Source organism: Janthinobacterium sp. PSRC1-1 (genome assembly GCF_049897525.1).
GTDB classification, from domain to species: domain Bacteria; phylum Pseudomonadota; class Gammaproteobacteria; order Burkholderiales; family Burkholderiaceae_D; genus Janthinobacterium; species Janthinobacterium tructae.
Genome location: NZ_JAFCWK010000003.1, coordinates 401,365 through 425,559, shown reverse-complemented (window position 1 = coordinate 425,559; position 24,195 = coordinate 401,365). Strand labels below are relative to the sequence as shown.

At 55.4% G+C, this 24,195-nt stretch carries 21 protein-coding genes, 2 tRNA genes and 1 pseudogene; 11 read left to right on the top strand and 13 right to left on the bottom strand.

The features are described 5' to 3' along the window. Positions 1-45: 45 nt before the first annotated feature. The 3 genes from ACP7DW_RS08540 (at position 46) to ACP7DW_RS08530 (ending at position 1,661) form a co-directional block, all read left to right on the top strand. The gene (locus tag ACP7DW_RS08540; RefSeq protein WP_071079328.1) at positions 46-393 is read left to right on the top strand and encodes an energy transducer TonB; all 348 of its coding nucleotides are present in this window, start codon (positions 46-48) and stop codon (positions 391-393) included. 168 nt (positions 394-561) lie between these two features. Beyond that, the gene (locus tag ACP7DW_RS08535) at positions 562-1,134 is read left to right on the top strand and encodes a hypothetical protein (RefSeq protein ID WP_426054540.1); all 573 of its coding nucleotides are present in this window, start codon (positions 562-564) and stop codon (positions 1,132-1,134) included. Positions 1,135-1,277: 143 nt separating this feature from the next. Beyond that, positions 1,278-1,661 carry a hypothetical protein gene (locus ACP7DW_RS08530; RefSeq protein ID WP_099760438.1) on the top strand — a complete coding sequence of 128 codons (384 nt, stop codon included), beginning with the start codon at positions 1,278-1,280 and terminating at the stop codon, positions 1,659-1,661. A 327-nt stretch (positions 1,662-1,988) separates the two neighbouring features. On the opposite strand, the gene ACP7DW_RS08525 is transcribed toward ACP7DW_RS08530, so the two are convergent. From ACP7DW_RS08525 to ACP7DW_RS08515, 3 genes are all read right to left on the bottom strand, one after another. Continuing rightward, positions 1,989-2,438, bottom strand: a complete 450-nt coding sequence (locus ACP7DW_RS08525; protein ID WP_071079168.1) for a hypothetical protein — start codon at positions 2,436-2,438, stop codon at positions 1,989-1,991. A gap of 255 nt (positions 2,439-2,693) precedes the next feature. Beyond that, complete coding sequence (locus ACP7DW_RS08520; protein WP_426054541.1) at positions 2,694-3,353, bottom strand: FxDxF family PEP-CTERM protein; 660 nt, start codon at positions 3,351-3,353, stop codon at positions 2,694-2,696. 330 nt (positions 3,354-3,683) lie between these two features. Next, a complete protein-coding gene (locus ACP7DW_RS08515) occupies positions 3,684-5,798 on the bottom strand; it encodes a TonB-dependent receptor family protein (protein WP_426054542.1) in 2,115 nt (704 codons plus the stop codon). 287 nt (positions 5,799-6,085) lie between these two features. On the opposite strand from ACP7DW_RS08515, the gene ACP7DW_RS08510 reads away from it, so the two are divergent. Next, positions 6,086-6,532, top strand: a complete 447-nt coding sequence (locus tag ACP7DW_RS08510; RefSeq protein ID WP_298410430.1) for a response regulator — start codon at positions 6,086-6,088, stop codon at positions 6,530-6,532. A 28-nt stretch (positions 6,533-6,560) separates the two neighbouring features. Here the strand turns inward: ACP7DW_RS08510 and ACP7DW_RS08505 are convergent, their stop codons facing one another. The 5 genes from ACP7DW_RS08505 to ACP7DW_RS08485 all read right to left on the bottom strand — a co-directional run bounded on the left by ACP7DW_RS08505 (position 6,561) and on the right by ACP7DW_RS08485 (position 10,125). Then, positions 6,561-6,689 (bottom strand): hypothetical protein, encoded by a 129-nt coding sequence (locus ACP7DW_RS08505; RefSeq protein ID WP_426054543.1) that lies wholly within the window; start codon positions 6,687-6,689, stop codon positions 6,561-6,563. A gap of 66 nt (positions 6,690-6,755) precedes the next feature. Continuing rightward, positions 6,756-6,831 (bottom strand) — tRNA-His (locus tag ACP7DW_RS08500). 142 nt (positions 6,832-6,973) lie between these two features. Continuing rightward, the gene (gene murI / locus ACP7DW_RS08495; protein WP_426054544.1) at positions 6,974-7,819 is read right to left on the bottom strand and encodes a glutamate racemase; all 846 of its coding nucleotides are present in this window, start codon (positions 7,817-7,819) and stop codon (positions 6,974-6,976) included. Positions 7,820-7,886: 67 nt separating this feature from the next. Continuing rightward, positions 7,887-9,428 carry a fumarate hydratase gene (locus ACP7DW_RS08490; RefSeq protein WP_426054545.1) on the bottom strand — a complete coding sequence of 514 codons (1,542 nt, stop codon included), beginning with the start codon at positions 9,426-9,428 and terminating at the stop codon, positions 7,887-7,889. A gap of 82 nt (positions 9,429-9,510) precedes the next feature. Beyond that, positions 9,511-10,125, bottom strand: a complete 615-nt coding sequence (locus ACP7DW_RS08485; protein ID WP_099760432.1) for a YqhA family protein — start codon at positions 10,123-10,125, stop codon at positions 9,511-9,513. Positions 10,126-10,419: 294 nt separating this feature from the next. Between ACP7DW_RS08485 and acs the strand changes: the two genes are divergently transcribed. The 5 genes from acs to ACP7DW_RS08460 all read left to right on the top strand — a co-directional run bounded on the left by acs (position 10,420) and on the right by ACP7DW_RS08460 (position 17,819). Then, entirely contained in the window at positions 10,420-12,426 is a 2,007-nt protein-coding gene (gene acs, locus ACP7DW_RS08480) for an acetate--CoA ligase (protein WP_426054546.1), read from the top strand. A gap of 190 nt (positions 12,427-12,616) precedes the next feature. Then, a tRNA-Ser gene (locus ACP7DW_RS08475) sits at positions 12,617-12,707 on the top strand. A gap of 571 nt (positions 12,708-13,278) precedes the next feature. Then, entirely contained in the window at positions 13,279-14,730 is a 1,452-nt protein-coding gene (locus ACP7DW_RS08470) for an ABC-three component system protein (protein ID WP_426054547.1), read from the top strand. After that, positions 14,720-15,424, top strand: a complete 705-nt coding sequence (locus ACP7DW_RS08465) for an ABC-three component system middle component 1 (RefSeq protein WP_426054548.1) — start codon at positions 14,720-14,722, stop codon at positions 15,422-15,424. Before ACP7DW_RS08470 ends, ACP7DW_RS08465 begins: the two co-directional genes overlap by 11 nt. After that, a complete protein-coding gene (locus ACP7DW_RS08460; RefSeq protein ID WP_426054549.1) occupies positions 15,402-17,819 on the top strand; it encodes an AAA family ATPase in 2,418 nt (805 codons plus the stop codon). Before ACP7DW_RS08465 ends, ACP7DW_RS08460 begins: the two co-directional genes overlap by 23 nt. Positions 17,820-18,460: 641 nt before the next feature. On the opposite strand, the gene ACP7DW_RS08455 is transcribed toward ACP7DW_RS08460, so the two are convergent. Both ACP7DW_RS08455 and ACP7DW_RS08450 read right to left on the bottom strand, forming a co-directional pair. Further along, positions 18,461-18,853, bottom strand: a complete 393-nt coding sequence (locus ACP7DW_RS08455) for an addiction module antidote protein (protein WP_426054550.1) — start codon at positions 18,851-18,853, stop codon at positions 18,461-18,463. A gap of 31 nt (positions 18,854-18,884) precedes the next feature. Next, on the bottom strand, positions 18,885-19,124 hold the full coding sequence (locus ACP7DW_RS08450; RefSeq protein ID WP_426085202.1) for a type II toxin-antitoxin system RelE/ParE family toxin: 240 nt from the start codon (positions 19,122-19,124) through the stop codon (positions 18,885-18,887). Positions 19,125-19,341: 217 nt separating this feature from the next. On the opposite strand from ACP7DW_RS08450, the gene ACP7DW_RS08445 reads away from it, so the two are divergent. Continuing rightward, positions 19,342-19,728, top strand: coding sequence for a BPSL0067 family protein (locus ACP7DW_RS08445; RefSeq protein WP_426054551.1), 387 nt, complete (start codon positions 19,342-19,344; stop codon positions 19,726-19,728). A gap of 10 nt (positions 19,729-19,738) precedes the next feature. Beyond that, a complete protein-coding gene (locus ACP7DW_RS08440; RefSeq protein WP_426054552.1) occupies positions 19,739-20,173 on the top strand; it encodes an STY0301 family protein in 435 nt (144 codons plus the stop codon). Positions 20,174-20,185: 12 nt separating this feature from the next. Here the strand turns inward: ACP7DW_RS08440 and ACP7DW_RS08435 are convergent. From ACP7DW_RS08435 to ACP7DW_RS08425, 3 genes and pseudogenes are all read right to left on the bottom strand, one after another. Further along, positions 20,186-20,562: pseudogene (locus ACP7DW_RS08435) on the bottom strand (type II toxin-antitoxin system HicB family antitoxin). 286 nt (positions 20,563-20,848) lie between these two features. Further along, positions 20,849-22,429 carry an isocitrate lyase gene (locus ACP7DW_RS08430; RefSeq protein ID WP_426054553.1) on the bottom strand — a complete coding sequence of 527 codons (1,581 nt, stop codon included), beginning with the start codon at positions 22,427-22,429 and terminating at the stop codon, positions 20,849-20,851. Positions 22,430-22,764: 335 nt separating this feature from the next. After that, positions 22,765-24,069: an MFS transporter gene (locus tag ACP7DW_RS08425; protein WP_426054554.1), complete on the bottom strand. Its 1,305-nt coding sequence runs from the start codon at positions 24,067-24,069 to the stop codon at positions 22,765-22,767. Positions 24,070-24,195: the final 126 nt, after the last annotated feature.

The following is a 24,195-nucleotide window of genomic DNA, read 5'->3' as shown; positions in this document are numbered from 1 at the left end:
CTCAAGAAGTTGTAATTACCGTATCTGATAATCATGGGGAAGCACATGTTTGAGAATAAGCGTTTGATGAGTGTTGCAGCAGCCTTGCTGGTGTCCGTTTCTTCCGCCGCCTTCGCGGCCGAGGTACCGGCGTCGTTCGATGCCAAGAACTGCAAGGCCGACTATCCAAAAGCGTCGCTGATGAACGAAGAGCAGGGCACCGTGTCGATGTCCTTCCTGGTCAATGCCGATGGCAGCGTTGCCGATTCGAAACTCGACAAGAGCAGCGGCTTCAAGAACCTGGACAAGGCCGCCATCAAGGCCCTGACCGCATGCAAGTTCAAGCCGGGCACCAAGGATGGCGCCGCAGCGCAAACCTGGACCAAGGTCGATTACGCCTGGAAGCTGGACTGATCCACCTGCAGCCGGGAGCGCGTCTCCCGGCATGGCCGACTCCGCTACGGGCGGCGCCTGCAACGGTGCCGCCCGTTCTGTTATGTGCGCCAGCCAACGGCACCGTCGCTGCCGATTCTGTTACCCTCGAAACATACCTTCGGGACATCCCATCACAAGAGGCTTACCATGCAGCGCATCCTGACACTTTCCTCCCTGGCCGCCAGCGGCTTGCTGCTTTCCGCTTGCGCATCGCTGGGCACGCCTGCGGGCTTGCAGGCGGGGCAGACCGTGGCCGTCGTGAATAGCCTGAGCTGGGACAATCCCCTGACGGGCAAGCGCGACGGCGTGCGCACCAGCTGGCCCATCAAGGATGGCAAGATTGCCCCTGAGTATTTTCCCCTGGCGCAATTGAAGCAATGCGATGCGGACGGCAAGCCTTGCGCCTGGGGCGTGATGCGGGCGCAGCGCGGCGTGCCCACGCTGGCCTATGTGGACGGCGGGGTCGACCTGGCCGTGAGCGTAGCGATCGACGTGGCGCGGCGCCAGGATGCGCGTCAGGGCGAGACGCAAACGGCGATGGCGATTCCGCAGGATGTGGCCGCGCTGGCGGGCAGGCAGCGCGTGCAGCCCAGCTGGAAATTGAAGTATGGCAAGGTCGAGCAAGTCGAACTCGATTACGGCGTGCGCTACCAGGTGTGCGTGCAGCGCTACGATGCCGCTGGCAAGGCCATCGACACCTGCGCGATTCCGTTTATTTGAGGAAACATGCCGTCTGGCCCGCTTGTAGCGGCTTTGCCACATTGCATGTTGCGGCGTGCGTCGGCGTGTAACAATCGGTAAAAGCGCAGCAAAGCCCGGCGTAATTTCTTATAGTACTGGTAATACAGATTAGGAGAATTGCGATGAAAACCCTGTTGGCAGTAATCTCGCTGGCCGCCTTGGGTGGCTGCGCCGTGGCGCCCCCCGGTCCCGCGTATTACGGTTCGCGCGCGCCGCAGGGAGCCTACAATCCTTATGAATGGCATACGGTCTCGTCCGAGCCGGTGCAGTCCGGCCGCGTGATGAGCGCACCGCGCGTGGAATACACGAATGAGCCCGTCTACGTGCAGCAGCAACCTGTGTACGTGCAGCAACCTGTGTATGTGCCGGCGCCCGTGTACGCGCCACAACCGTATTATTACAATCCACCCGTATCGATCGGGCTGGACTTCATGTTTGGTTTTGGACGCCACGGTGGACACCGTGGCGGCTGGGGCGGGCATGGTCGCTACCACGGCCGCCGCTAATCTGGCGCGCTTGCATGCAGGACAAAGCCGGACAAGCGTTGCTTGCCCGGCTTTGTCATTTTGCTAGTGGAAATAAACCGAATTCTGGTGCAGCACGTCCGCCGAGCACAGGATATACATCGCCGCCGCTGCCAGACCTATTTGCAAGGCGCCAAAGCTGATCGGGATGAGGCGGGACATGTCGTACTCCTGAGTGGTGGGGAATGTGTGGTCAGGCTTTCATCATAGGTTGAATTGATGCTCTCGGGCATCGGATGAATGTCCGCCGCGATGTAGGACAACACCTCGTGCCGGGCGCCCCGCCTCGCTCTCCCGCCTGAGGATTACTTAGCGGTTTTTCCAGCGTACCACGGGCTCTTCCGGCGCCGTGTCCGGCACGTTCGAGATCGCCAGCCAGTGCGTCAGGCGTTCCGGATGCTTGAGATTGATGCCCATGCCATCGATGATGCCGACCTGTTCCAGCATGCGCGCATCGATCTTTGCCTTTGACACGGTGGGTGCGCCCATGACCATGCGGTCATACGCCTTGCGCGCCTTGTGTTCCCACTTGTGCAGATTGCTTTCGTCGAAGCGGTTCGCTTCGAAATACACGGTCAGGGTGCCATCGAGGTTGCCGAAGCCGACGATGCCCGCGCCCTTGCGGATGGTGGTGGTGTTGTCGAGGTCAAATTCCGCGGTGGGCACGAAAATGCCGGCGCGGCCATCGATGTCGGGACGTCCCACGGGCGTATCCTTGCCGTAGGAGCTGGTTTCGGTAATGGGTTTCTCTGCAGACATGGTGCGTGTGTGGTGGCCGTACCGGGAGCGCAATCGGGCCCGGCAGCGCCAGTCATCCTGTTCAAAAAATGCGTGCTGATAATCAGGGCGGGGTAGGGGCCCTGGCGGTGCGATGCTTGGCATTGCTTGATGCCCCGCTATTGTAGCGCCAATTTAATTCTTCCTTGCAACATTTCCTGAGCTAATGCACCCGTTTTCCCATGAAAAAGCCGCCCGGCCAGGTGGCGGAGCGGCTGTTGTGCAACGACCGTGGATTCAGGCGGCAGTCTTGCGGCGTGCCATGAAACCCAGCAAGCCCAGGCCCAGCAGCATCATGGCGTAGCTTTCCGGTTCCGGCACGGCAGTCATCACCGAGACATTGTCCAGGTAGGAACCATAGCTCGGTGCGGAGACCGGGCCGATCGATTCGAAGCGCAGCAGGGTGGACGAGCCGAGCGCGGACACGTTCTGGCTGTAGGTTTGCCACACGCCGCTCGTGGTGCCGATCAGGGCCGTTGGCGTGAGCAGGGTGGAACCCCAGTAGACATTCATCAGGCTGCTCGCGCCGCCTGGCGTATCCGGGCGGCCCGAATAGGCAAACGACAGCGAATACGTGCCGCCAGCCGTGGTGGCGATCGATTGCGATACGGACGTCAGGCGCGCGGCGTTGAGTTCCAGGTATTGCGTGCCGGCGGCGGCGACGGGGTTGAAGCCGATCAGGCCGCCTTGCGTGGCGCCTTTCTGGATTTCAAAGGCCGAGTTGCCGTTGGCTGACGAGGTCCAGCCTGTCACGCTGCTGAGCGTAGCGAAGGATGAGGAGATGACATTGTTTTCAAAACTGCCATTGACCACCAGTTCGGTCGCGGCGTTGGCTGTGCCAGCGGTGGCCAGGGCGGCCAATGCGGCAATCTTCAGGAGGGTGGCTGGCATTGTCATGGTGTTCCAATTTAGTTGATTATAGGATAATTCAATTTCTCAAATGACATTTAAATGATATCACCAAAACTCACACCAAACACCAGGGCCGGCTAAAAATATTTGCAATTGTGAAATTATTTGTGTTTGTAATGCAATTAATTTCGATGGCGAAGCAATTACTGCCGTGATGCAAGGCGAGCGCGACTATGAACCTTCTTGCATGGAAGTATTTTTGTCACATCAGGGCGTAAAAAAACCTGCATCGTAACAACAACGAGGCAGGTTTTTTGGAGGGCAGGTGCGGCTGCGGCGGCATATCGATTCGATAGGCACTGCCGCATGCAATGGTCAGAACGCCAGGCGGCCCTGCAGATAGACCATGCGCGGCGCGCCCACCAGCTTGCCCAGGTTGCCGTCCGAAGTGCGCGTGAAGTAGCGCTTGTCGGCGAGGTTGTTGACACCGGCGACCAGTTCCATGCCCTTCTGGCCCGGCACTTTCCATTTCACTTGCGTGTTCCAGGTGCGAAAGCCGGGGATCACGCCCAGGTTGCCGGCCGCATTTTCCGCCACGGTGTTGGCCTCGTCGGCGAACTGGCGGCTCTGGTGGCTGCTCGATAAATCGAAGCCCCAGGCGCCCAGCTGGTAGTGGGCGCCGACGGTATCGGTGTTGCGCGAATAGAAGGGCACGTCATTGCCCGCGTTCGCGCCATCCTGCAAGGTCGCCTTGGTGTAAGTGTAGGTGGCGTAGGCGTTCACGCCGGCCAGCGGGCCGGATTGGTCGAAATGGTAATCGATGGCCGTTTCCAGGCCCCGGTGATGCGTGGCGCCCACGTTGTAGAAGACGGCGTTCTCGCCGCTGCCAACGGATTGGATCTGGTTGTCGAACTTGATGTTGAACAAGGTCGCCTCGGCCGACAGCTGGCCGCTCTTCCAGCGCGCGCCCAGCTCGGCTGTTTTCGCCAGTTCCGGCTGCAGCGGATTCTTGCTCGATTGCGCATTGAGCTGCGTGTTTTGCACGGCGCCAAACGAGCTGTTGTAGTTGCCGAACAGGGTCACGTTGTTGCTCAGCAAGTAGGCCACGTTCAGCGAGGGCAGGGCCTTGTTGTTGAGCAACTCGATCTTCTGGTCGACCGGCAAGTGGTTGTAGCGTTCCGTCTTGATGTGCTCGTAGCGCACGCCCGGCGTGATGCGCCAGGCGTCGATGGCGATCTTGTCGTCGATGTACACGGCTTGCGCATCAGTCGAGTTGTTGGCGAAGCGCGTCGGCTTTTGTTGCACGCCGCTGGCGATGAGCACGTTGTAGATGGTTTCGTCGGCCCGCTCGGCCAGGTAGCGGTAGCCGACGGTGACGTCCTGCGAGACCTTGCCGGTGGTAAAGCGCTGCGTGTAGCGCGGCTCGATGGCCGTCGTTTCATAGTTGCGCGGCTGGTGGCCCAGGTTCTTTCCGCTGATCAGTGTGCTTTCGCGCGAGCTCTTGTAATAGTAGCTGCGCACCTCGAATTCCTGCGTGCCGGACAGGGCATTCAGGTAGCCGATGTCGAAGGCCTTGCGCTCGCCGCTCCAGAAGTCGGTCGGGCGCGTGTTCTGGAACGGGTCCGCCTTGTATTGCGCCGCGGTCAGGCCACCCGGCGTGCGCGACGTCACGTCGTAGTAGGACAGCTTGGCGTAGACCTCGGCCGTGGGACTCAGGTCGTAGCGCAATTTCAGGGCGAAGTCGTTGACCTTCTCGTCGCTGCCGACGCGCCAGTCGCTGCCGCGGATGCCCGAGTACAGCACCGCCAGGCCCAGGCCGCTGTCGAGCTGGGTGCCGGCAAAGACGCTGGCCTGCGTGTTGTGGCCCACTTCGCTGTAAGCGTTGTAGCGCACGCTGGCGTCGCCCGTGATGCCTGGCGTGGTGGGCACGCGGCGCGTCTTGAAGTTGATGATGCCGCCCACGTTTTGCGGGCCGAAGCGCACGGCGCCGCCGCCGCGCACCACGTCGACCGTCTCGACATTGGCCAGGCTGACGGGCGCGAACGACAGTTGCGGCTGGCCATATGGCGCCACCGACATCGGGATGCCGTCGAGCAACACCGTGCTGCGCGGCGAATAGCGTCCGGCCAGGCCGCGCACGCCGATGTTCAGGGCGATGGCGCTGCCGGCGCTGCCCGAGTTGTCGCTGATCTGCACGCCGGGAATGCGGCGCATCACATCGCTGAGGCTGGTCGCGCCCGAGTTGTCGATATCGTCCTTTTGCACCACCGTGCGTGCGCCCGCGAAATTCTTCGTGCTGGCGGCCATGCTGGTGCCCAGCAGGTTGCTGCTGACCTGAATCGATTCCAGGATGGGGCCGGCGTTATCGGCCGTGCTGGCCGTATTGGCTTGCTGTGCCTGCGCGGCAAGGGAAGTGCCCAGGCAGGCGAGGGCGATGGCCAGCGCGCAGGGGCGCAGCGAAAACGGCAGTGTGGAAAGTGTGGCGGCCATGCATGGATCTCCGTAGTGACAATGTTTGCGCGGGCAAGCAGGCGGCGCGACAACAGCGTGGCGTGGACATCCGGCGCAAGGGGATAAGAATGATAATGATTCTCATTTTATCCGTCAATTGCGCAAACTGCGTAGGGCTGGCTTTCTCCGCGCGGGGTGGGGAAGTGTTGCTGGCGCGGTACAGCGGGGCGCCTGGATTGCTGCTTGGCAGCATTGCTGGGGTGCGACGGCATTGCGCGCGCTTCTTGTATACTGCCGTTTTTGCAGCCGTCAGACGTGAAGGTACAATGAGCCAGACAACTGAAACGACACCAGGTAGTTCCTCCTCGGAACGCCGCCAGGGCGACCAGCCGGCAAGCGCTGCGCGCAAACTCAATCTGCTGGTGGTCGACGACAACCAGGAAGTGGGCGAATCGCTGGCCATGCTGCTCGAAGCGCTGGGCCACCACGCGGTGGTGGTGCGCAACTGGCAGATGGCCGTCGAGCAAGTCAAGTTGTGCGTGCCCGACGCCGTCTACCTCGACATCGAAATGCCCGGCATCAGCGGCATCGAAATCGGCCGCCGCCTGCACCACAATCCCGAGACGGCCAACGCCGTCCTGATCGCCGTCACCGGCCACAGCCTGCCCATGTACATGGACGATGCGCTGGCCGTGGGCTTCCGCCACTTCCTCGTCAAACCCGTGCGCCTGGAAGACCTGGTGACGACGGTGCAGTCGGTGCTGGCGGGGTAGGTTTTCCGCTGCCACATCTGATGAGTAGTCAGGTGTTCAGCGCTGCGGCGCGAAATTGCAAGCCGAGTGCATGCGTCACCTTCAAAATGGTGTCGAAGCTCGGATTGCCTTCGCCGGACATGTTGCGGGAGAGGAAGGCTGATGTTGCCTCATGCATGTGCGCTGGAATGAAAAAAGGGTTACAAGCCGAAGCATGTAACCCTTTAATTTACCACTAATTCTGTGGGGTGGCTGATGGGGCTCGAACCCACGACAACAGGAATCACAATCCTGGACTCTACCAACTGAGCTACAGCCACCACTGTCTTACTTACCTGTTTAGCTGTTTTGCTGAACAGGTGCCGAATTATACAAAGAACTCGGCGAAGTGGCAAATCTAAATGCAGTCTTTTTTAAAGAATCGAAAGATTGCATGAAAACGGTCGCTTTTGCTCACGCCGCTCACACTGACAGGTGGGTGACGGGCGGCTGCAAGTCCAGCAAACCGGCGAAGGCTTTCGCCAAGGCTTCGACCTTGGCCGTCGTGTAGCCCTGCAGTCGCGGGGCCTCGTTGTCGATGCGGCGCAGGCTTGCCGCGTCGAGCAAGCGGGCCAGCTGGCGCGCCACGGCGTCGCCCGTGTCCACCAGGGTAATCGTTTCCTGCGTATGCGCGCGCACCGTGCGGACGATGGCGTCCTGCACGAAGGGGTAGTGGGTGCAGCCGAGCACCAGGGTGTCGACGCCTTGCGCCAGCATGGGCGCGATGTAGCGTTCCAGCATGGCGCTGGTGGCGTCCTGGGGATCATTGCCCAGCTCGCACTGCTCGATGCGGTCGGCCAGGCCGATGCAGGGCTGCAAGATGAACGTGGCGCCCGTGGCGGCGCTCACCTGTTCGCGCAGGGCCAGCAGCTTGTCGCCGCGCAAGGCGCGTTCCGTGGCCAGCACGGCGATCTTGCCGTTGCGGCTGATGCTGGCCGCTGGTTTGAGGCCCGGTTCGACGCCGACGATGGGCAGGTCCGGGTAGCGCGCGCGCAGCGCCTTGATGGCGGCGATGGTGGCCGTGTTGCACGCCACCACCAGCGCCTTCGCGCCTTGCTGCAATAAAAAGGCGGTGATGGCCAGCGAACGGTCGACCACTTGCTGTTCCGTCTTGTCGCCATATGGCGCATAGGCGGAATCGGCAAAGTACATCAAATCTTCCTGCGGCAGCTGCGCGCGGATATGGCGCAGCACCGACAGGCCGCCCACGCCGGAATCAAAAATGCCGATGGGCGCGTCCGGGCGGGCAATGCTTGCAGTAAAAGTCATAGGGAACCGTTGAAGATAAAAAAACGCCGCGCTGATGTTGCCGCGCGGCGTCTATGGTAGAGCTTGTTTAAGCGACCGTCACGGGAATCTTGCTGACGCTATTGAGTTGCTCGATCTTCGCCTGCCACTCTTTCGGACCCGTGTTGTGCACCGACGTGCCTTTCGCATCCACGGCCACCGTCACCGGCATGTCGACGACGTCGAATTCGTAGATCGCTTCCATGCCCATGTCGGCAAAGCCCAGCACCTTGGCGTGCTTGATGGCTTTCGATACCAGGTAGGCGGCGCCGCCCACAGCCATCAGGTAGGCCGACTGGTGGCGCTGGATCGATTCGATGGCGATCGGGCCACGTTCAGCCTTGCCGATCATGGCGATCAGGCCCGTTTTTTCCAGCATCATGTCGGTGAACTTGTCCATGCGCGTGGCGGTCGTCGGACCGGCCGGGCCGACGGCTTCGTCGCGCACGGGGTCGACTGGCCCCACGTAGTAGATCACGCGGTTCTTGAAGTCGACCGGCAACTCTTCACCCTTGGCCAGCATGTCCTGGATGCGCTTGTGCGCGGCGTCGCGGCCCGTCAGCATCTTGCCGTTCAACAGCAGGGTCTGGCCCGGCGTCCACGAAGCGACTTCTTCTTTCGTCAGGGTATTGAGGTCGACGCGCTTGGATTTTTCCGTGTCCGGCGTCCAGTGCACTTCCGGCCACGACGACAGCGACGGCGGCGTCATGTAGGCAGGGCCGGAGCCGTCCAGCACGAAGTGGCCGTGGCGCGTGGCGGCGCAGTTCGGGATCATGGCGACCGGTTTCGATGCGGCGTGCGTCGGGTGCATCATGATTTTCACGTCGAGCACGGTCGTCAGGCCGCCCAGGCCTTGCGCGCCGATGCCCAGCGAGTTGATCTTGTCGCACAGCTCGATACGCAGTTCTTCCAGCTTGTTCTGCGGGCCGCGCTGTTTCAGCTCAAACATGTCGATGTCTTCCATCAACACTTCTTTTGCCATCAACATGGCTTTCTCGGCCGTGCCGCCGATGCCGATGCCCAGCATGCCAGGCGGGCACCAGCCGGCGCCCATCGTTGGCACGGTCTTCATGACCCAGTCCACCAGCGAATCGGACGGGTTCATCATGATCATCTTGGATTTGTTTTCCGAGCCACCGCCCTTGGCAGCGACTTTCACGTCGACGGTATTGCCTTCGACCAGTTCCATGTGCACCACGGCGGGCGTGTTGTCCTTGGTGTTCTTGCGGTCGAAATGCGGGTCGGCCACGATGGAGGCGCGCAGCTTGTTGTCGTCGAAGTTGTACGCGCGGCGCACGCCTTCGTTGACGGCGTCGGTGACCGTGCCGGAGAAGCCTTCGAAGCGCACGCCCATGCCGATTTTCAGGAAGACGTTGACGATACCCGTGTCCTGGCAGATAGGACGCTTGCCTTCCGCGCACATGCGCGAGTTGGTCAGGATTTGCGCGATCGCATCTTTTGCCGCCGGGCTTTGCTCGGCCGCGTAGGCGCGCGCCAGGTGCTCGATGTAATCAGCAGGGTGGTAGTAGCTAATGTACTGCAACGCTGCGGCGACGGATTCGATCAGGTCTTCTTGCTTTATGACAGTCATGGTGTTCTCGCGGTGGATAAGAAGGGTAGGACTCTTTGCTGAAAGCCCATGGCCGCCGCTGGCAGCCATGGGCTTCTTTTCTTTAGTGTGGTGCTCTGGCTTGATTTTGCGTGACGGTCATGATGCGGTCCGTGTACGCAATCGCCATCGCCGACAGGATGAAGACCATATGGATCACCGTTTGCGCGATGATCACTTCGATCTTGTACGAGTTGGCGTTGATGAAGGTCTTCAGCAGGTGGATGGACGAGATGCCGATGATGGCCATCGCCAGTTTCGTCTTCAGCACGGACGCATTCACATGCGACAGCCATTCCGGCTGGTCCGGATGGTCATCGAGGTGCATGCGCGAGACAAACGTTTCATAGCCGCCGATGATGACCATGATCAACAGATTCGAGATCATGACCACATCGATCAAGCCCAGCACCACCAGCATGATGGTCGCTTCATTGAGCTTGGTCGGCAGGGTGCCGCCCGGTACGGCAACGGCCGTCAAGACGTGCTGCAGGGCCGCGTCATTGCCGAACACGGCGCCGATCAGGTCCGACAGTTCCACCCAGAAATGAAATACGTAGACGCATTGGGCAAGGATCAGGCCCAGGTACAGCGGCAGCTGCAGCCAGCGCGACATGAAGATGAAGGCGGACAGGGGATGCAGTTTGCTATGGGAGGGCTTTTGTGAGTGGTCGATCATCTGGAGTTTCCTGGGGGTAAATACCAATTTTTGGTATGCCCGACATTTTACACTCGCTGCTGATCACTGCGCATGCCCTCGATTTGGATTCTTGGCCTTGATGAAACACAAAGCGACGCCAGCTAATTGACTTGATATCCGTTTTTCCATCCAGAATGCTGGGCGGCGTACGCTTGACGCCCGTCGCCGGTGGCGATTATGGTTAGAATGGATCGAGGAAAACGTTGCATGTAAGGCGTCCGTAAGACAGCAGGAATATTGTGTTAACAAACAATTACTACACTGGAGACTAGCATGGCCGCTATAGAGAACCAAGGGCAGGGCACTGAGCAGCAGGGACCGGAAGAGTCGCGCGTATTTGAACCGTCGGCAGCATTTGCTGCACAGGCAACGATTTCCGGCATGGACGCCTACCGCGCCATGGTGGCCGATGCCGAACGCGACTACGAAGGCTTCTGGGCCAAGCTGGCGCGCGAAAACCTGAGCTGGAAGAAGCCGTTTACCCGCACCCTGAACGAAGACAACGCGCCGTTCTACAAGTGGTTCGAAGACGGCCTGCTGAACGTGTCCTACAACTGCCTGGACCGCAACATTGAAAATGGCCTGGGCGACAAGACGGCCATCATCTTCGAAGCCGATGACGGCACCGTCACCAAGGCAACGTATACAGAACTGCACGAAAAAGTCTGCAAGTTCGCCAACGGCCTGAAAGCCAAGGGCATCGCCAAGGGCGACCGCGTCATCATCTATATGTCGATGTCCGTCGAAGGCGTTGCTGCCATGCAAGCCTGCGCGCGCATCGGCGCCACGCACTCCGTCGTGTTCGGCGGCTTCTCGGCAAAGTCCTTGCAGGAACGCATCATCGACGCGGGCGCCGTGGCCGTCATCACGGGCGACGAGCAATTGCGCGGCGGCAAGAAGCTGCCATTGAAATCCATCGTCGACGAAGCGCTGGCGCTGGGCGGCTGCGAGTGCGTGAAAAACGTCATCGTCTACAAGCGCACGGGCAGCGACCTGCCGATGGTGGCCGGCCGCGACACCTGGCTGCACGACCTGGTCGAAGGCCAGAGCGCGCAATGCGAGCCGGAATGGGTCGATGCCGAGCATCCACTGTTCATTTTGTACACCTCCGGTTCGACGGGCACGCCGAAGGGCGTGCAGCATTCGAGCGGCGGCTACCTGCTGTGGGCCGCGCTGACGATGAAGTGGAGTTTCGACATCAAGCCCGACGACGTGTTCTGGTGCACGGCCGACATCGGCTGGGTGACGGGCCACAGCTACATCGCGTACGGCCCGATGGCCGTGGGCGCCACGCAAGTGGTGTTCGAAGGCATCCCGACCTACCCGAACGCGGGCCGCTTCTGGGAAACCATCAAGAAACACAACGTCAGCATTTTCTACACAGCCCCCACGGCCATCCGTTCGCTGATCAAGGCGGCCGACGTGGACCCGAAAGTCCATCCAAGCAACTACGACCTGACCAGCCTGCGCCTGCTGGGCACGGTTGGCGAGCCGATCAATCCGGAAGCGTGGATGTGGTACTACAAGCACATCGGCGGCGAGAAATGCCCGATCGTCGATACCTTCTGGCAAACGGAAACGGGTGGCCACATGATCACCCCGTTGCCAGGCGCGACGCCGATGGTCCCCGGTTCCTGCACCCTGCCATTGCCGGGCATCATGGCCGCCATCGTCGACGAAGCGGGCCAGGACGTGCCGAACGGCCAGGGCGGCATTCTGGTGGTGAAGCGTCCATGGCCATCGATGATCCGCACGATCTGGAACAATCCCGAGCGTTTCAAGTCCAGCTACTTCCCGGAAGAACTGGGCGGCAAGATGTACCTGGCAGGCGACGGCGCCATCCGCAACAAGGAAACGGGCTACTTCACCATCACGGGCCGCATCGATGACGTGCTGAACGTGTCGGGCCACCGCATGGGCACGATGGAAATCGAATCGGCCCTGGTCGCCAACCCGCTGGTGGCCGAGGCGGCCGTGGTGGGCCGTCCGGACGACACGACAGGCGAATCGATCTGCGCCTTCGTGGTGCTCAAGCAAGCGCGTCCGACAGGCGAGGAAGCGAAACGACTGGCGCTGGAGCTGCGCAACTGGGTCGGCAAGGAAATCGGCCCGATCGCGAAACCGAAGGAAATCCGTTTCGGCGACAACCTGCCAAAAACCCGCTCCGGCAAAATCATGCGCCGCCTGCTGCGCGTGCTGGCCAAGGGCGAGACGATCACGCAAGACGTGTCGACCCTGGAAAACCCGGCGATTCTGGATCAGTTGAAAGAAACGTCTTAACAGACAGGCCAGTCCCGCCGGAAGGGCAGTGCGCACCGCTGGGGCGCATCCTTCCGGCGGGCCTGGCCAAACTTTTACCCCAGGGTAAATAACTTTGGCAGTCTGTAGAATCTTTGCTATAATCTGCGGCTTCGCGACAAGCGATATGCAGTACACAATGTGAGCAAGCAAGACGCGCGCATTGCCTTCAGGAGAGATGGCTGAGCGGCTGAAGGCGCACGCCTGGAAAGCGTGTATAGGGTAATACTCTATCGGGGGTTCGAATCCCCCTCTCTCCGCCAAAGACGAAAAAGAAAAAGCTACCCTCGGGTAGCTTTTTTTTCGTCTGTAGGTGGAGAGAAGCACGCCCCCTGCGGGGCGTGCGCGGGAGATTCGAAGGGTCGGGCCTACCGGCCCGGCCCTCTCCGAATCCACTGACTGCTGCCGCTGCGCGGCAGCCCCGCGCGCCTGCGGCGCGCGTTCGTGGTTCTAATTAGGTTTCGACTGAGCAAGCCTCTACGGCGCCCAGCGCATCAGTCCGTGTTCAACCTAGTCCGTGTCCAACCACAGCATCGATCAATGGGGGGAGGCATCCTGTGACGGCATTCCATATGCGTGAGGAATTGGGCCAATCCATGAAGTGTATACGTCTATGGCCGGCAATATGCCGGAGCTCATTTCTCTAACCCGACTGCTAGTAGGGATAGGTGTGAGAATGTGAGTATTTTTCAATTTGGCAACATGGTATCCTGTCCTTAGTGTAGCAAGATATCGCTTAACACTCTTTTGTGAGCCCGTTGTCAGAGAATCGCAATAGCGGAGACGACAATCGCGGAGAGTCACCTGAATCTGTGGCGATAGAAAGATCTTAAAATGGCATATGACGCCTCCCCTTCCTGGAGCGGTTTTAATTACCAAGGAAAAGTAGCATTATTTCATGCGTTATTTATAATTAATGGAAAGCTTTCAATCGACCCGAATTTTGATTTTTCTGGATATAAACTTATTCTTGAGAATACGGAAGACTTTGAAATTCAAATAAATGGTAATAGCAATACAATCCACCAAGTTAAAGCGTATCAAGACGCCGAATTTAGTAGTTATAAAAATGCTCTTTTTGGTCTGGTCTTAGAGCTAGAGAAAAATACATCTTCCGATGGATTTATTCATACCTGGAAAAAAATAAACTCTAAGCCACATAAGAGTATTCAAGACTTACTTCGTGATGAATTTTCAGGAGTTGTTTCCGATTATCTAATGTCTCCATGTCCAAAAAACACGATTATAGGTAGAGCTGCCAGCGTAGATAAAAAGATACCTAAACAGTCGGCTATTATTCGTAATGCGTTCCCAGCAAAGACCGAGAGTGAATTGCTTAGTATTATTAATAATATTAGGCTTGATATAAATTCATCTATATCGAGGCTGTCTTGTTATAGGTATCCAGATGGAAATTATTTTTGTGATCTGTTGGAGGTAAATAATAAAATTAAAGAAGAGTTATCTAAAGCCTTCACGGCGCGTGCCATATTTAATAGCGGAAAGCAGATAGATAACGCCTTCCGTTTTTTTCTCGGTGAGATTGATGAATATATAATTTCCCGACACTTGGCTCTTGGATCTCCGATCATATTGCCTATAGAGTTCGATAAGATTTTGGAGGTATTGGCGAAAGATTTTGAGGATGTAAGCGCTCAGTATTTACATTTTGAATTCAAGTCTGCATTTTTTGATAAATTCGATGAATTTATGGGGGAGCCAGATTTGTATGTGCAGCCAGTTTTAGATACTGGAGCGCTCTGTAATTTGACTGAAATTCGCAATTTATTGTCGCCAATGCGGCCGGAGTTTTTGTGGAGATTGTACGAGCGTTTTTCTCCGCAAATGATTTTTCATACCGTTAATAATCTTGGTGCAGCAATGAGTGTGGTAGAACTTGATGCTATCCTCTTGGTGCTGTTGAAAATATTTCATGAGATTGATTGTGGAAAAATCGACTATGATTTATCTGCTGCAAGGCTGACCTATAGATCTCCTCTAAGGCCAAAGGCTGTCTATCTGCCCACAACAATAAGACCCGACCTTACACCGTCGATGATTGCGCGAAGAATATTTGAAAATCCAGGTTTAATTGAATCACTATTTGAAATCAATAATTTAATATATGAAGGAGCGTTGATCAATGACCTTGGGCAGCGGGGGCGAAACCATACTGTCGCACCGGATACTGCGTCAGAAGATCATCGTCAAAAAAGAATGTATATTTGTGAAAATTTGCGCCTAATTCCAACTACATTAGCTAAGAGCGAACTAAATGCTGATTGACTATATATCCAATATATTGACAAACAATGGTTATGTTCAGTGTTTAAGTGATGTTACATTAGAGGGGTATAAATTTTACGTATTCGAAACAGTAGATCGCTCATCAAAAGAAGAGTATTTTGTTGTTTTGGAAAGCCTTGTGCAAACAGAATTATCATTGGCTCTCATTTTTAATGAGAAAGCAGATCAGCTATTTGATGAACTTTCAGCGCAAAAAAATATGGCCGATTATTTTCAGAAAAATAGTACTTTAATAATTTGCTGTGAAGAAACAGCTTGTCCAGTTGGCTTAGCCTTGTCTATCGAAGAAGATCATTATAATTTCAAGAAAAACGTGATCTCTTACGTAGCTGCGGAGATTGATAGTATAGCGGATAAGGTTAAATCAGAGGATGGTGTTCTTAAATTGACCAATGAATATATAAATAATATTATAAATGAGGGGGGTGGTGACTTATTTCGGGCATTTAAGTCTAGTGGCGGCGCATCCAGGAACTATTATTCTCTTTTAATGAAAATTGTTTCTAAGCTTCCACTCATAAATTATATTCCGCCAGTGAAATCGCTTCATGATTTGGAGGGTGCGATTAGTACATCCATGACTAAACAACAAGTGGCGATGTACGAAAGTTCTATTTCAGAGGAATTGCTCAATTCTGACAAGAAGTTCGATGTTTGGCTGGATCAACCGTAGGTTAAAAATGATTTCAATAAAGAAAATCACGTTTAGGAATTTCAAGTTATTTGGTCCAGAAGATTATTCCATCGGCTTTGAAGGAAGTGATCTGGTTTTAATGGATGGTCCTAATGGTTATGGAAAGACCTCTGTGTTTGATGCCTTGGAGCTTGCTTTCACAGGCAATATCGGCAGACTTATACCTTTAGAAAATCGTCAAATCCCAAATGACGTCGTAGTTGCACATAACAGCGCAGCTGACGTGGAAATTCAGTTGGAACTAGGTGGTAAAAAAAATGTTTCAATATTACGCAAGCTAAAAAGCCCATTGCCAAAAGATGCAACAAAGATTTCTAAGTTTCAGGAATTATGGGATACTTTTGAAAAATGTGATGATAAATGGATTCAGATTAATCCAAATGAAATTGATCGTATCTTAAATAATCGCAAATTCTTGAGAGATTATCATCTATTTCATTATATTCAACAAGAAGAAAGTGCGCGATTTCTGAAAACAAATAATGAAAATCAGCGTGCCGAAGCTCTAGCTGGATTATTTGGTGGCACTGAGGTGGTAGAAGAGAAATTAAATAAATTATTGTCTCTTCAAAAGAAGGTGGATTCTTTGCGAATGGAAACCCGTCGCCAGATCGGAGAAATCAACGCAGAAAATGATATACAGAGCCTCGGTTTACAGGAGGCTGAGACTATACACCACGAATATATTTTGCCATGGATAAATGAATCAGATAGACCCGAGTGGGATAATTTGACTGTAAAAGATTGGAGTAAAGATAAGCTAAACTACTTTCTTGACGAACTTGCGAGTATAAGTACTTTTGTCGAATTTAGGAGCGAGTTTTTAAAAGATCGTGTTTATGTAAGGAGTTCGCAGCAAGTCGATTTATTGAAGAGCTATATAAAATTTTTTAATGTTTTGAACGATGTAGATCATTACATTGAACTTAATGCGCTTGGTCGACTTTTACGGCAGTCTTTAATTGTTCTTTCTCAAGGAGACTTGTTAAGTATCGCTCGTCTTGATATTGGTGCGCTGTTTGAATCGATCAATATTGGATCATCCAAAGAATTTATGGATAAGTTGAATGATTTGATTTCGGCTGAAAAAGAGCAAACTGGTGCCAGTGCCGAATATAGCGATCTGATCAAGCATAGAGAGTTACTTATAAACCACTTGGATAAGGCTGCCGAAATTTGCGACTGTCCTCTGTGTGGTAATAACTATGATTCTCATGAAGTTTTAATGTCGTATGTTATAAAGCAGGGACAATTTCTTCGGGGCCTACTTGATGGGCAGCAGCGGAGGCTTGTCCTTATGCGAGATATGTTTAGAACGGAGCATTTAACTCCGCTGGTCGAACTAGTGTCGGAAAATATTTCGAAAGTATCCTATCTAGGTGATGACGAATTAACAGGATTGGTTGCGGCAAAGCAATTGGAAGAGAGGTTGCATCGTCTTAGTGCTTGGCTAAATAGTGAAAATATTATAAGTGATGATCTAGTTGAAAAGAAGTTGCCATCTAAACGAGATTCTGATGAAATAGAAAATGCTGTTCGCAGATTATCTGCTAGGATAAGAGAAAATTCACCGGCGCAGAGTGATGAATTTTCTGATGCAAACGCTAATGGGCAATTCGAGCGTATACACAGAATTTTCTTTATGCAGGATGCTTCATTGGTTAATTCATTTAGTGGAAATAGTATTTCTGATAAAGTAAATTACTTGCGAATCCAATACTCTAAATCGCTAGACTCTGTATTGAAAAGGAGAAAGGTGGGTGAGGCAAGGATGATAAAACTTGACCACAAGAAGGCGCAACTGGCTGAAATAATTGGTGTGGTTCGGACTCAGATTAGTCAATACCGAAAACGCCTAATAACAGATATCGAAATTCCATTTTTTATTTATTCTGGAAAAATTCTTCAGACTCATCAAGTGGGTGTAGGTCACGGAATATTTATAAAAGACCCCACTGGAGGTGATCAACTTAAGAATGTACGGTTCGTTGCTAATTTAGAAGGTGATCATGATGTGTTAAACACTATGAGTTCTGGGCAAATATCTGCTGTAGTTATATCGCTGACACTCGCTCTAAATAAGGTTTATTCTAAAAATTTCAAAACAATTTTGATTGATGATCCCGTGCAGACAATGGATGACATTAACATGTCATCTTTGGTGGAATTGTTGAGAAATGATTTTAGTGACAGGCAGATAATTCTTTCGACTCATGAGGATAAGGTCTCAAGATACTTCATTTATAAATTCTTGAAATATAATAAGTCGGTAAGGGTGGTTAATCTTATGAGAAGAGAGGAGTACGTCCCTGCGAAGAGATACGTTTATGAGCGGTCTTCTTCCCCTTCTTTTATACCTAATTCACCACGGTAATATTATCGATGTTCTCGGAAGCTTCTTGACTTTGATATTGTTATTATCTAAGAATTTTCCACTGTATTCGCGAAAAAAGTGCTGTTGATTCAGAGTTGTTAGGTTCATGTTATATCTGGACCAGTGCGCTCGACGCTCATCAGAATGGCGGAATTCGTAATGATCTTGGTTTTTTCTACAAGTCAAGTGAAGAGGGCTGTGCATTCCCGTAGCACCACAATAGGGCGTGCTTAGGGGAACGCTGCGCGCGGAACAGTAAAAGGTTCTTGGCAGGTAAGGGTTTCTTTCTATGATAGGAATTACCCTCCAGGCCTGCGCCCTGCGCGGAGACGCGAAGTGTCGAGCCCCTCTCTCTCCGAACCGACCAACGGCTACCGCTGCGGCAGCCCCGTGCGCCTCCGGCGCACGTTGGTGGTTCTAATCAGGATTTTTACTAAGCACGCTTCTACGACGCCCAGCGCATCAGTCCGTGTCCAAATGGCAGACCTGCCCTAGGCCGCATACGATTTAGTGAACTAACAAGACAATTAACCGAGCAGTACTCGTGGCCGATGCGCAGCGGCCTTTGTACCTCCGGCCTTCGCTGCCGTCGGCTAGACCCAAACCGACTCGCCCCGCAACCGCGGTTTCCCAGCCACTGCCTATTTCGCAGCAGGCATGGCCGGCAGACTAGTCCTTGCAACGCTATCGGCCGAAGCTGCCTCCCCCTTCCCAGCCCCAATAACCTCCGCCACCAGCCGCACCCCAAGCGCACCAAGAACGCGGGTCATGGTTTCCATGCGCGGCTGACTATTCGGGCGCAGTGCCTTGTACAAACTCTCGCGCCCCAAGCCAGCCGCCTTGGCGATTTCGCTCATGCCGCGCGCACGGGCGATATCGCCAATGGCGGCGGCAAATATGGCGGCGTCGTTCGTTGCCAGCGCTTGCGTGATGTAGGCGGCTGCCGCTTCATCGCTGGTGATGTATTCCGCTGGGTCGAAGTCTTCCAGATCCAGCCCTTCAAGGTCGGACAATGTGATGTTGTGCTCAGTCATGATGCACCTCCTGTATTGCTTCGGGTCGCTATTAATTTTTCGGTTTTGCGGCGGATTTCGCTGCAGCAGACTTCTTCAATTCTGTGACCATCTGCCTAGCCTTCTTGATGTCGGCAGTCTGGGTACTCTTGTTACCTCCTGCTAGCAACACGATCACGTAGCCTTCAACTTCGATGAAGTAGACACGCCAGCCTGGCCCTACATCAATGCGCAATTCACGCACGCCGCCACCAACTGCCTTCACGTCACCCAGCCCATTTTCCAGCCGGATGATGTGCTGGGGTCTTGTCGTCCTTGATATCGGACAACCAGTTGCTGAAGTACTTGTTTTTTTTGACCGTCTTCATGAAAACATTGTATTCATTCGAATACAGATGCGCAATCAAATTTGCGTAACCCTTACTCCCCCGCAAACCTTGTCCCTTCTCAACTCCCCCATAGTTTCCCCCATATATCGTAAGCCTCTCCCACAAAGTCAAGAGAGTCCCATGTCCTACACCTACACCAAAGTCGACGACCTGGAAAAAACCACCATGGTCGGCAACCATCAATGCGTTGCGCTGGTCCGCCACTACGCGGGCGCGCCTGCCCCAATGGGCTGGAAGCAGGGGGAGGCAGTGCTGGGAAATCGCTTTCTGCGCAAAGGCACGGCCATTGCCACGTTCATCAATGGGAAGTATGCGAATCATCAACAAGGTAATCACGCAGCCCTGTATATGGGGCAGGCGCTGGATGGGATTATTGTCATGGATCAGCGGTCGGGCAAGCGCCCAGGTATCGTGACTTCGCGCACCGTGCGTTCCAAAGGCCAGTACAAGAATGGCTTGCATATCGACCCCAGCAACAATGCCGATGCTTTTTTCGTCATCGAATAGGGGAGTATCCATGCAACCTAGACGTTTGTTGACCTGCGCCGCCTGCTGCCTTTTCCCGGTGCTCGCGCAGGCAGCCATGGCCGCCTCATATGCTTGCCCCGAGAGCGTGCCTGCGGCATCGATCAGCCTGACCGGCGTACCGGCTGGCTGGACGCCGCATATCGGCAGCCCCCTCTACCTGAGCGCCGCAGCGCCTATCGATGGCGCACCGGAGCGCAGGGGGCAGCTGGTGCCCAGCGGGGAGCGCAAGAAGAAAGGGCAAACGACGCTCAGCTACCGTCTGGAAGGCCGCTATCCAGATGGCAAGTGGCTGCAATGCAGCTACGGCGTGCATGGTGAAGTAACGCTGTCGAGAAGGATGGACGACAGTATCAGCCTGTGCGAATTTACCTACAGGAAAGGCAGCAAGGCTGGGCAGAACGAGATCGATATCGATTGCCATTAAGGCATTTTGGTATCACCGCGCTCCGCCGCCCTTGGCTTCGGCCTCGATCAAGCTGAGCGCCGCACGCGACAGCAGGCCGCTGCGCGTCTCGTGCCGCGCCGCCGCATAGCGGTCGATCTTGCTCAGCACAAAGCGTGGCAGGCTGATGTTGATGCGTTCGGGCTTGCTGTCGAGTTTTTCAAGGTCGAGGTGCACCAATGCCCAGATGCCACCCGCATGTTCAGGATAGTCCTGCAGGGCTTCGATTGCCTGATATCCACGGGTTCGCCCAGTTCCATCAATGTCTCGATGTGGCTGGTGATGGCTGCCCGGACGTTGTCGAGCGCGTCTTCCACGCTGTCGCCGCATGAGTGGACGCCTTGGATGTCGGGGACGTTCACACCGTACATGCTGGCTGCATCTTTGAAAATGACAACGGGGATATACATGGCCGCTCCCTGTGATTGAGCTGAGCGTGTATTTCAGCATAGTCGCTGCGCTGCAAGGGGTCAAACGCAATAAAGATAGCGGAAGCGTTTTTGTACTCAATAAACAACCCCACCAAGCCGCGCCTGCGGCTGTGCATGTCGGCTTACGCGTTCGCTAAGCCGACCTACGAAATTGCCACCTGCCCGCAGCGCAGACGCAAAAAAACCCGCCGAAGCGGGTTTTTCACTCTACAGCCAAACCAAAAACTCAGAACTGGTTCATGGTATTGTCTTTGCCAGCCGCTTTCAGCGCCGCTTCGCCGCTGAAGTAATCCTTGTGATCGTCGCCGATGTCCGAGCCGGACATGTTTTGATGTTTCACGCAGGCGATGCCCTGGCGGATTTCCTTGCGCTGCACGCCGGCCACGTAGCCCAGCATGCCTTGGTCGCCGAAGTATTCCTTGGCCAAGTTGTCGGTCGACAAGGCGGCCGTGTGGTAGGTCGGCAGGGTGATCAGGTGATGGAAGATGCCGGCTTCGCGGGCCGAGTCGGCCTGGAAGGTGCGGATTTTCTCGTCGGCCGTGATCGCCAATTCCGTCTGGTCGTATTCCACGCTCATCAGTTGGGCGCGTTCGTAGGCGGACACGTCCTTGCCGTCGGCCTTCATGATGTCATACACCTGCTGGCGGAAGTTCAGGGTCCAGTTGAACGATGGGCTGTTGTTGTACACCAGCTTGGCGTTCGGGATGACTTTGCGGATTTCGCTGACCATGCCGCCGATTTGCGCGATATGCGGTTTTTCTGTTTCGATCCACAGCAGGTCGGCGCCGTTTTGCAGCGAGGTGATGCAGTCGAGCACGCAACGCTCTTCTCCGGTGCCGGCGCGGAACTGGAACAGGTTGCTTGGCAGGCGTTTTGGACGCAGCAGCTTGCCTTCGCGCTTGATGATGACGTCGCCATTGCCCAGCGCGTCGGCCGACACTTCTTCGCAGTCGAGGAAGGAGTTGTATTGGTCGCCCAGGTCGCCTGGTTCATTGGTGACGGCGATCTGCTTGGTCAGGCCGGCGCCCAAGGAGTCCGTGCGGGCGACGATGATGCCGTCGTCCACGCCCAGTTCCAGGAAGGCGTAGCGGATGGCGCGGATCTTGGCCAGGAAGTCTTCATGTGGCACCGTGACTTTACCGTCCTGGTGGCCGCATTGTTTCTCGTCGGACACCTGGTTTTCGATCTGGATGCAGCAGGCGCCCGCTTCGATGAACTGTTTCGCCAGCAGGTACGTCGCTTCCGCATTGCCGAAACCGGCGTCGATGTCGGCGATGATGGGCACGACGTGGGTGATGTGGCCGTCGATCTTGGCCTGGATCGCTTGCTTCTCAGCACCTTGGGCCGCGTCCAGCTGGCGGAACAGGCCGCCCAGTTCGCGGGCATCAGCCTGGCGCAGGAAGGTATAGAGTTCCTTGATCAAGGCCGAGACGGCGGTCTTTTCATGCATCGACTGGTCTGGCAGCGGGCCGAACTCGGAGCGCAGGGCGGCGACCATCCAGCCCGACAGGTAGAGGTAGCGGCGGTCGGTGCTGTTGAAGTGCTTCTTGATCGAGATCATCTTCTGTTGACCGATGAAACCGTGCCAGCAACCGAGCGACTGGGTGTACTTGGATGGGTCCGCATCGTAGGCAGCCATGTCGTTGCGCATGATCTTCGCCGTGTAGCGGGCGATGTCCAGGCCGGTCTTGAACTTGTTCTGGGCGCGCATGCGGGCGGCGGACTCGGGATTGATGGCGTTCCAGGCGCTGCCTTGTTGCTCTTTCAAACCAGCAACAGCTTTGATGTCGTCTTGATATTGGGACATGTGAATCTCCTAAAAAGAAAAGCTATGTTTGAGAAAATCGCCGAGTGCGCCACAACGTCTTGTCGAAGCAAACTGCATGACTAAATAGTAGGCTGATTCGCGTCGATGTTCAAGTCTTATATAAGACATATAACTTAAATTAAGTCTTTGTTTTTCAATGACTTAATTATGATTTTTCAGGATATGAAATGAATTTTCAAAAAGTGAGAGAATTTATGGCTGAGTCTGGTGGTTTAGATTCCGCGATGTGAAACGCCTTTTCAGAATTTGGTGCAGCGCGACAAATCGGCGCGAAAAAAAACCGCCCGAAGGCGGCTTGGGGCGCAGGGGCGCGTTTAGCGTCCCACGGTCTGCCGCTGGTCCTTGATGAACAGCGCCGTCAGCATGCCGATTACGCACACGCCGATCACGTAATAGGCGGGGCCCAGCACGTTGTTCTTCAGCATCAACGTCACGACCACGGGCGTCAGGCCGCCGAAAATCGCGTACGACAAGTTGTAGGAAAACGACAGTCCCGAGAAGCGCACCTGGGCCGGGAACGCCTGCACCAGCACGTAGGGCACGGCGCCGACGACGCCGACGAACAGGCCCGTCATCGCGTACAGGGGCAGCAGCAGGTCGGGACGGCTGCCGACGGTGGTGTAGAAGATATATGTACTGATGGCCAGCAGCACGGAGCCGACGAAGATCACGCGCTTGCCGCCCAGGCGGTCGGCCAGCATGCCGGCGATGATGCAGCCGAAGGCCAGGCACAGGGTGGCCACGGTATTGGCCACCAGGGTGGTGCGCGGCGCGATGTGGTGGATCTTTTGCAGCAGGGCAGGCGTCATCAAAATGACGACGACGATGCCGGCTGACAGCATCCAGGTCAGCAGCATCGACACGGCGACGGCGCCGCGGTGGCTGCGCAGCACGGATTTCAACGGCATTTCCGTCGACAGCGCCTTGCGTTGCTGCATTTCCGCGAAGACCGGGGTTTCATGCAGCCAGCGGCGCAAATACATGGCGCCAAAGCCGAAGAGGCCGCCCAGCAGGAACGGATAGCGCCAGGCGCCATTGGTGATTTCTGCCGGCGTGTAGACGGTGTTCAAGCCCGTCGCGACGAGCGAGCCGAGCAGAATGCCCACCGTCAGGCCGGCCGTCAGCACGCCGCAGGCAAAGCCCGTGAAACGGCTCGGCACGTGTTCGGACACAAACACCCAGGCTCCCGGCACTTCGCCGCCCACGGCCGCGCCCTGGAAGACGCGCATCAGCAGCAGTAGCAGCGGGGCGGCCAGGCCGATGGTGGCGTAGGTCGGCAGCAGGCCGATCAGCAGGGTCGGCACGGCCATCATCAGGATGGACAGGGTGAACATGCGCTTGCGGCCGAGCAAGTCGCCGAAGTGGGCCATGACGATGCCGCCCAGCGGACGCACCACGTAGCCGGCGGCGAAGATGCCGAAGGTTTGCAGCAAGCGCAGCCATTCCGGCATTTCCGGCGGGAAGAACAATTGGCCGATGGCGTTGGCAAAGAAGACGAAGATGATGAAATCGTAGAATTCCAGCGCGCCGCCGAGGGCGGCCAGTGACAGGGTCTTGTAGTCTTGTTTGGTGAGGGGACGGCTTGCGGCGTTGATTGCGGCGGTATTGGAAGTAGGCATGTGTCTCGTTCTTGTGTGTTATCGGAGATTGCCGGACCTAGCATACGCATTTCCGCCGTGTGAGTAAATGCGGTGCGTATGGGGAATAGCCTCAGCTGTGCTTAATACAACGCCGCTATCATCAGC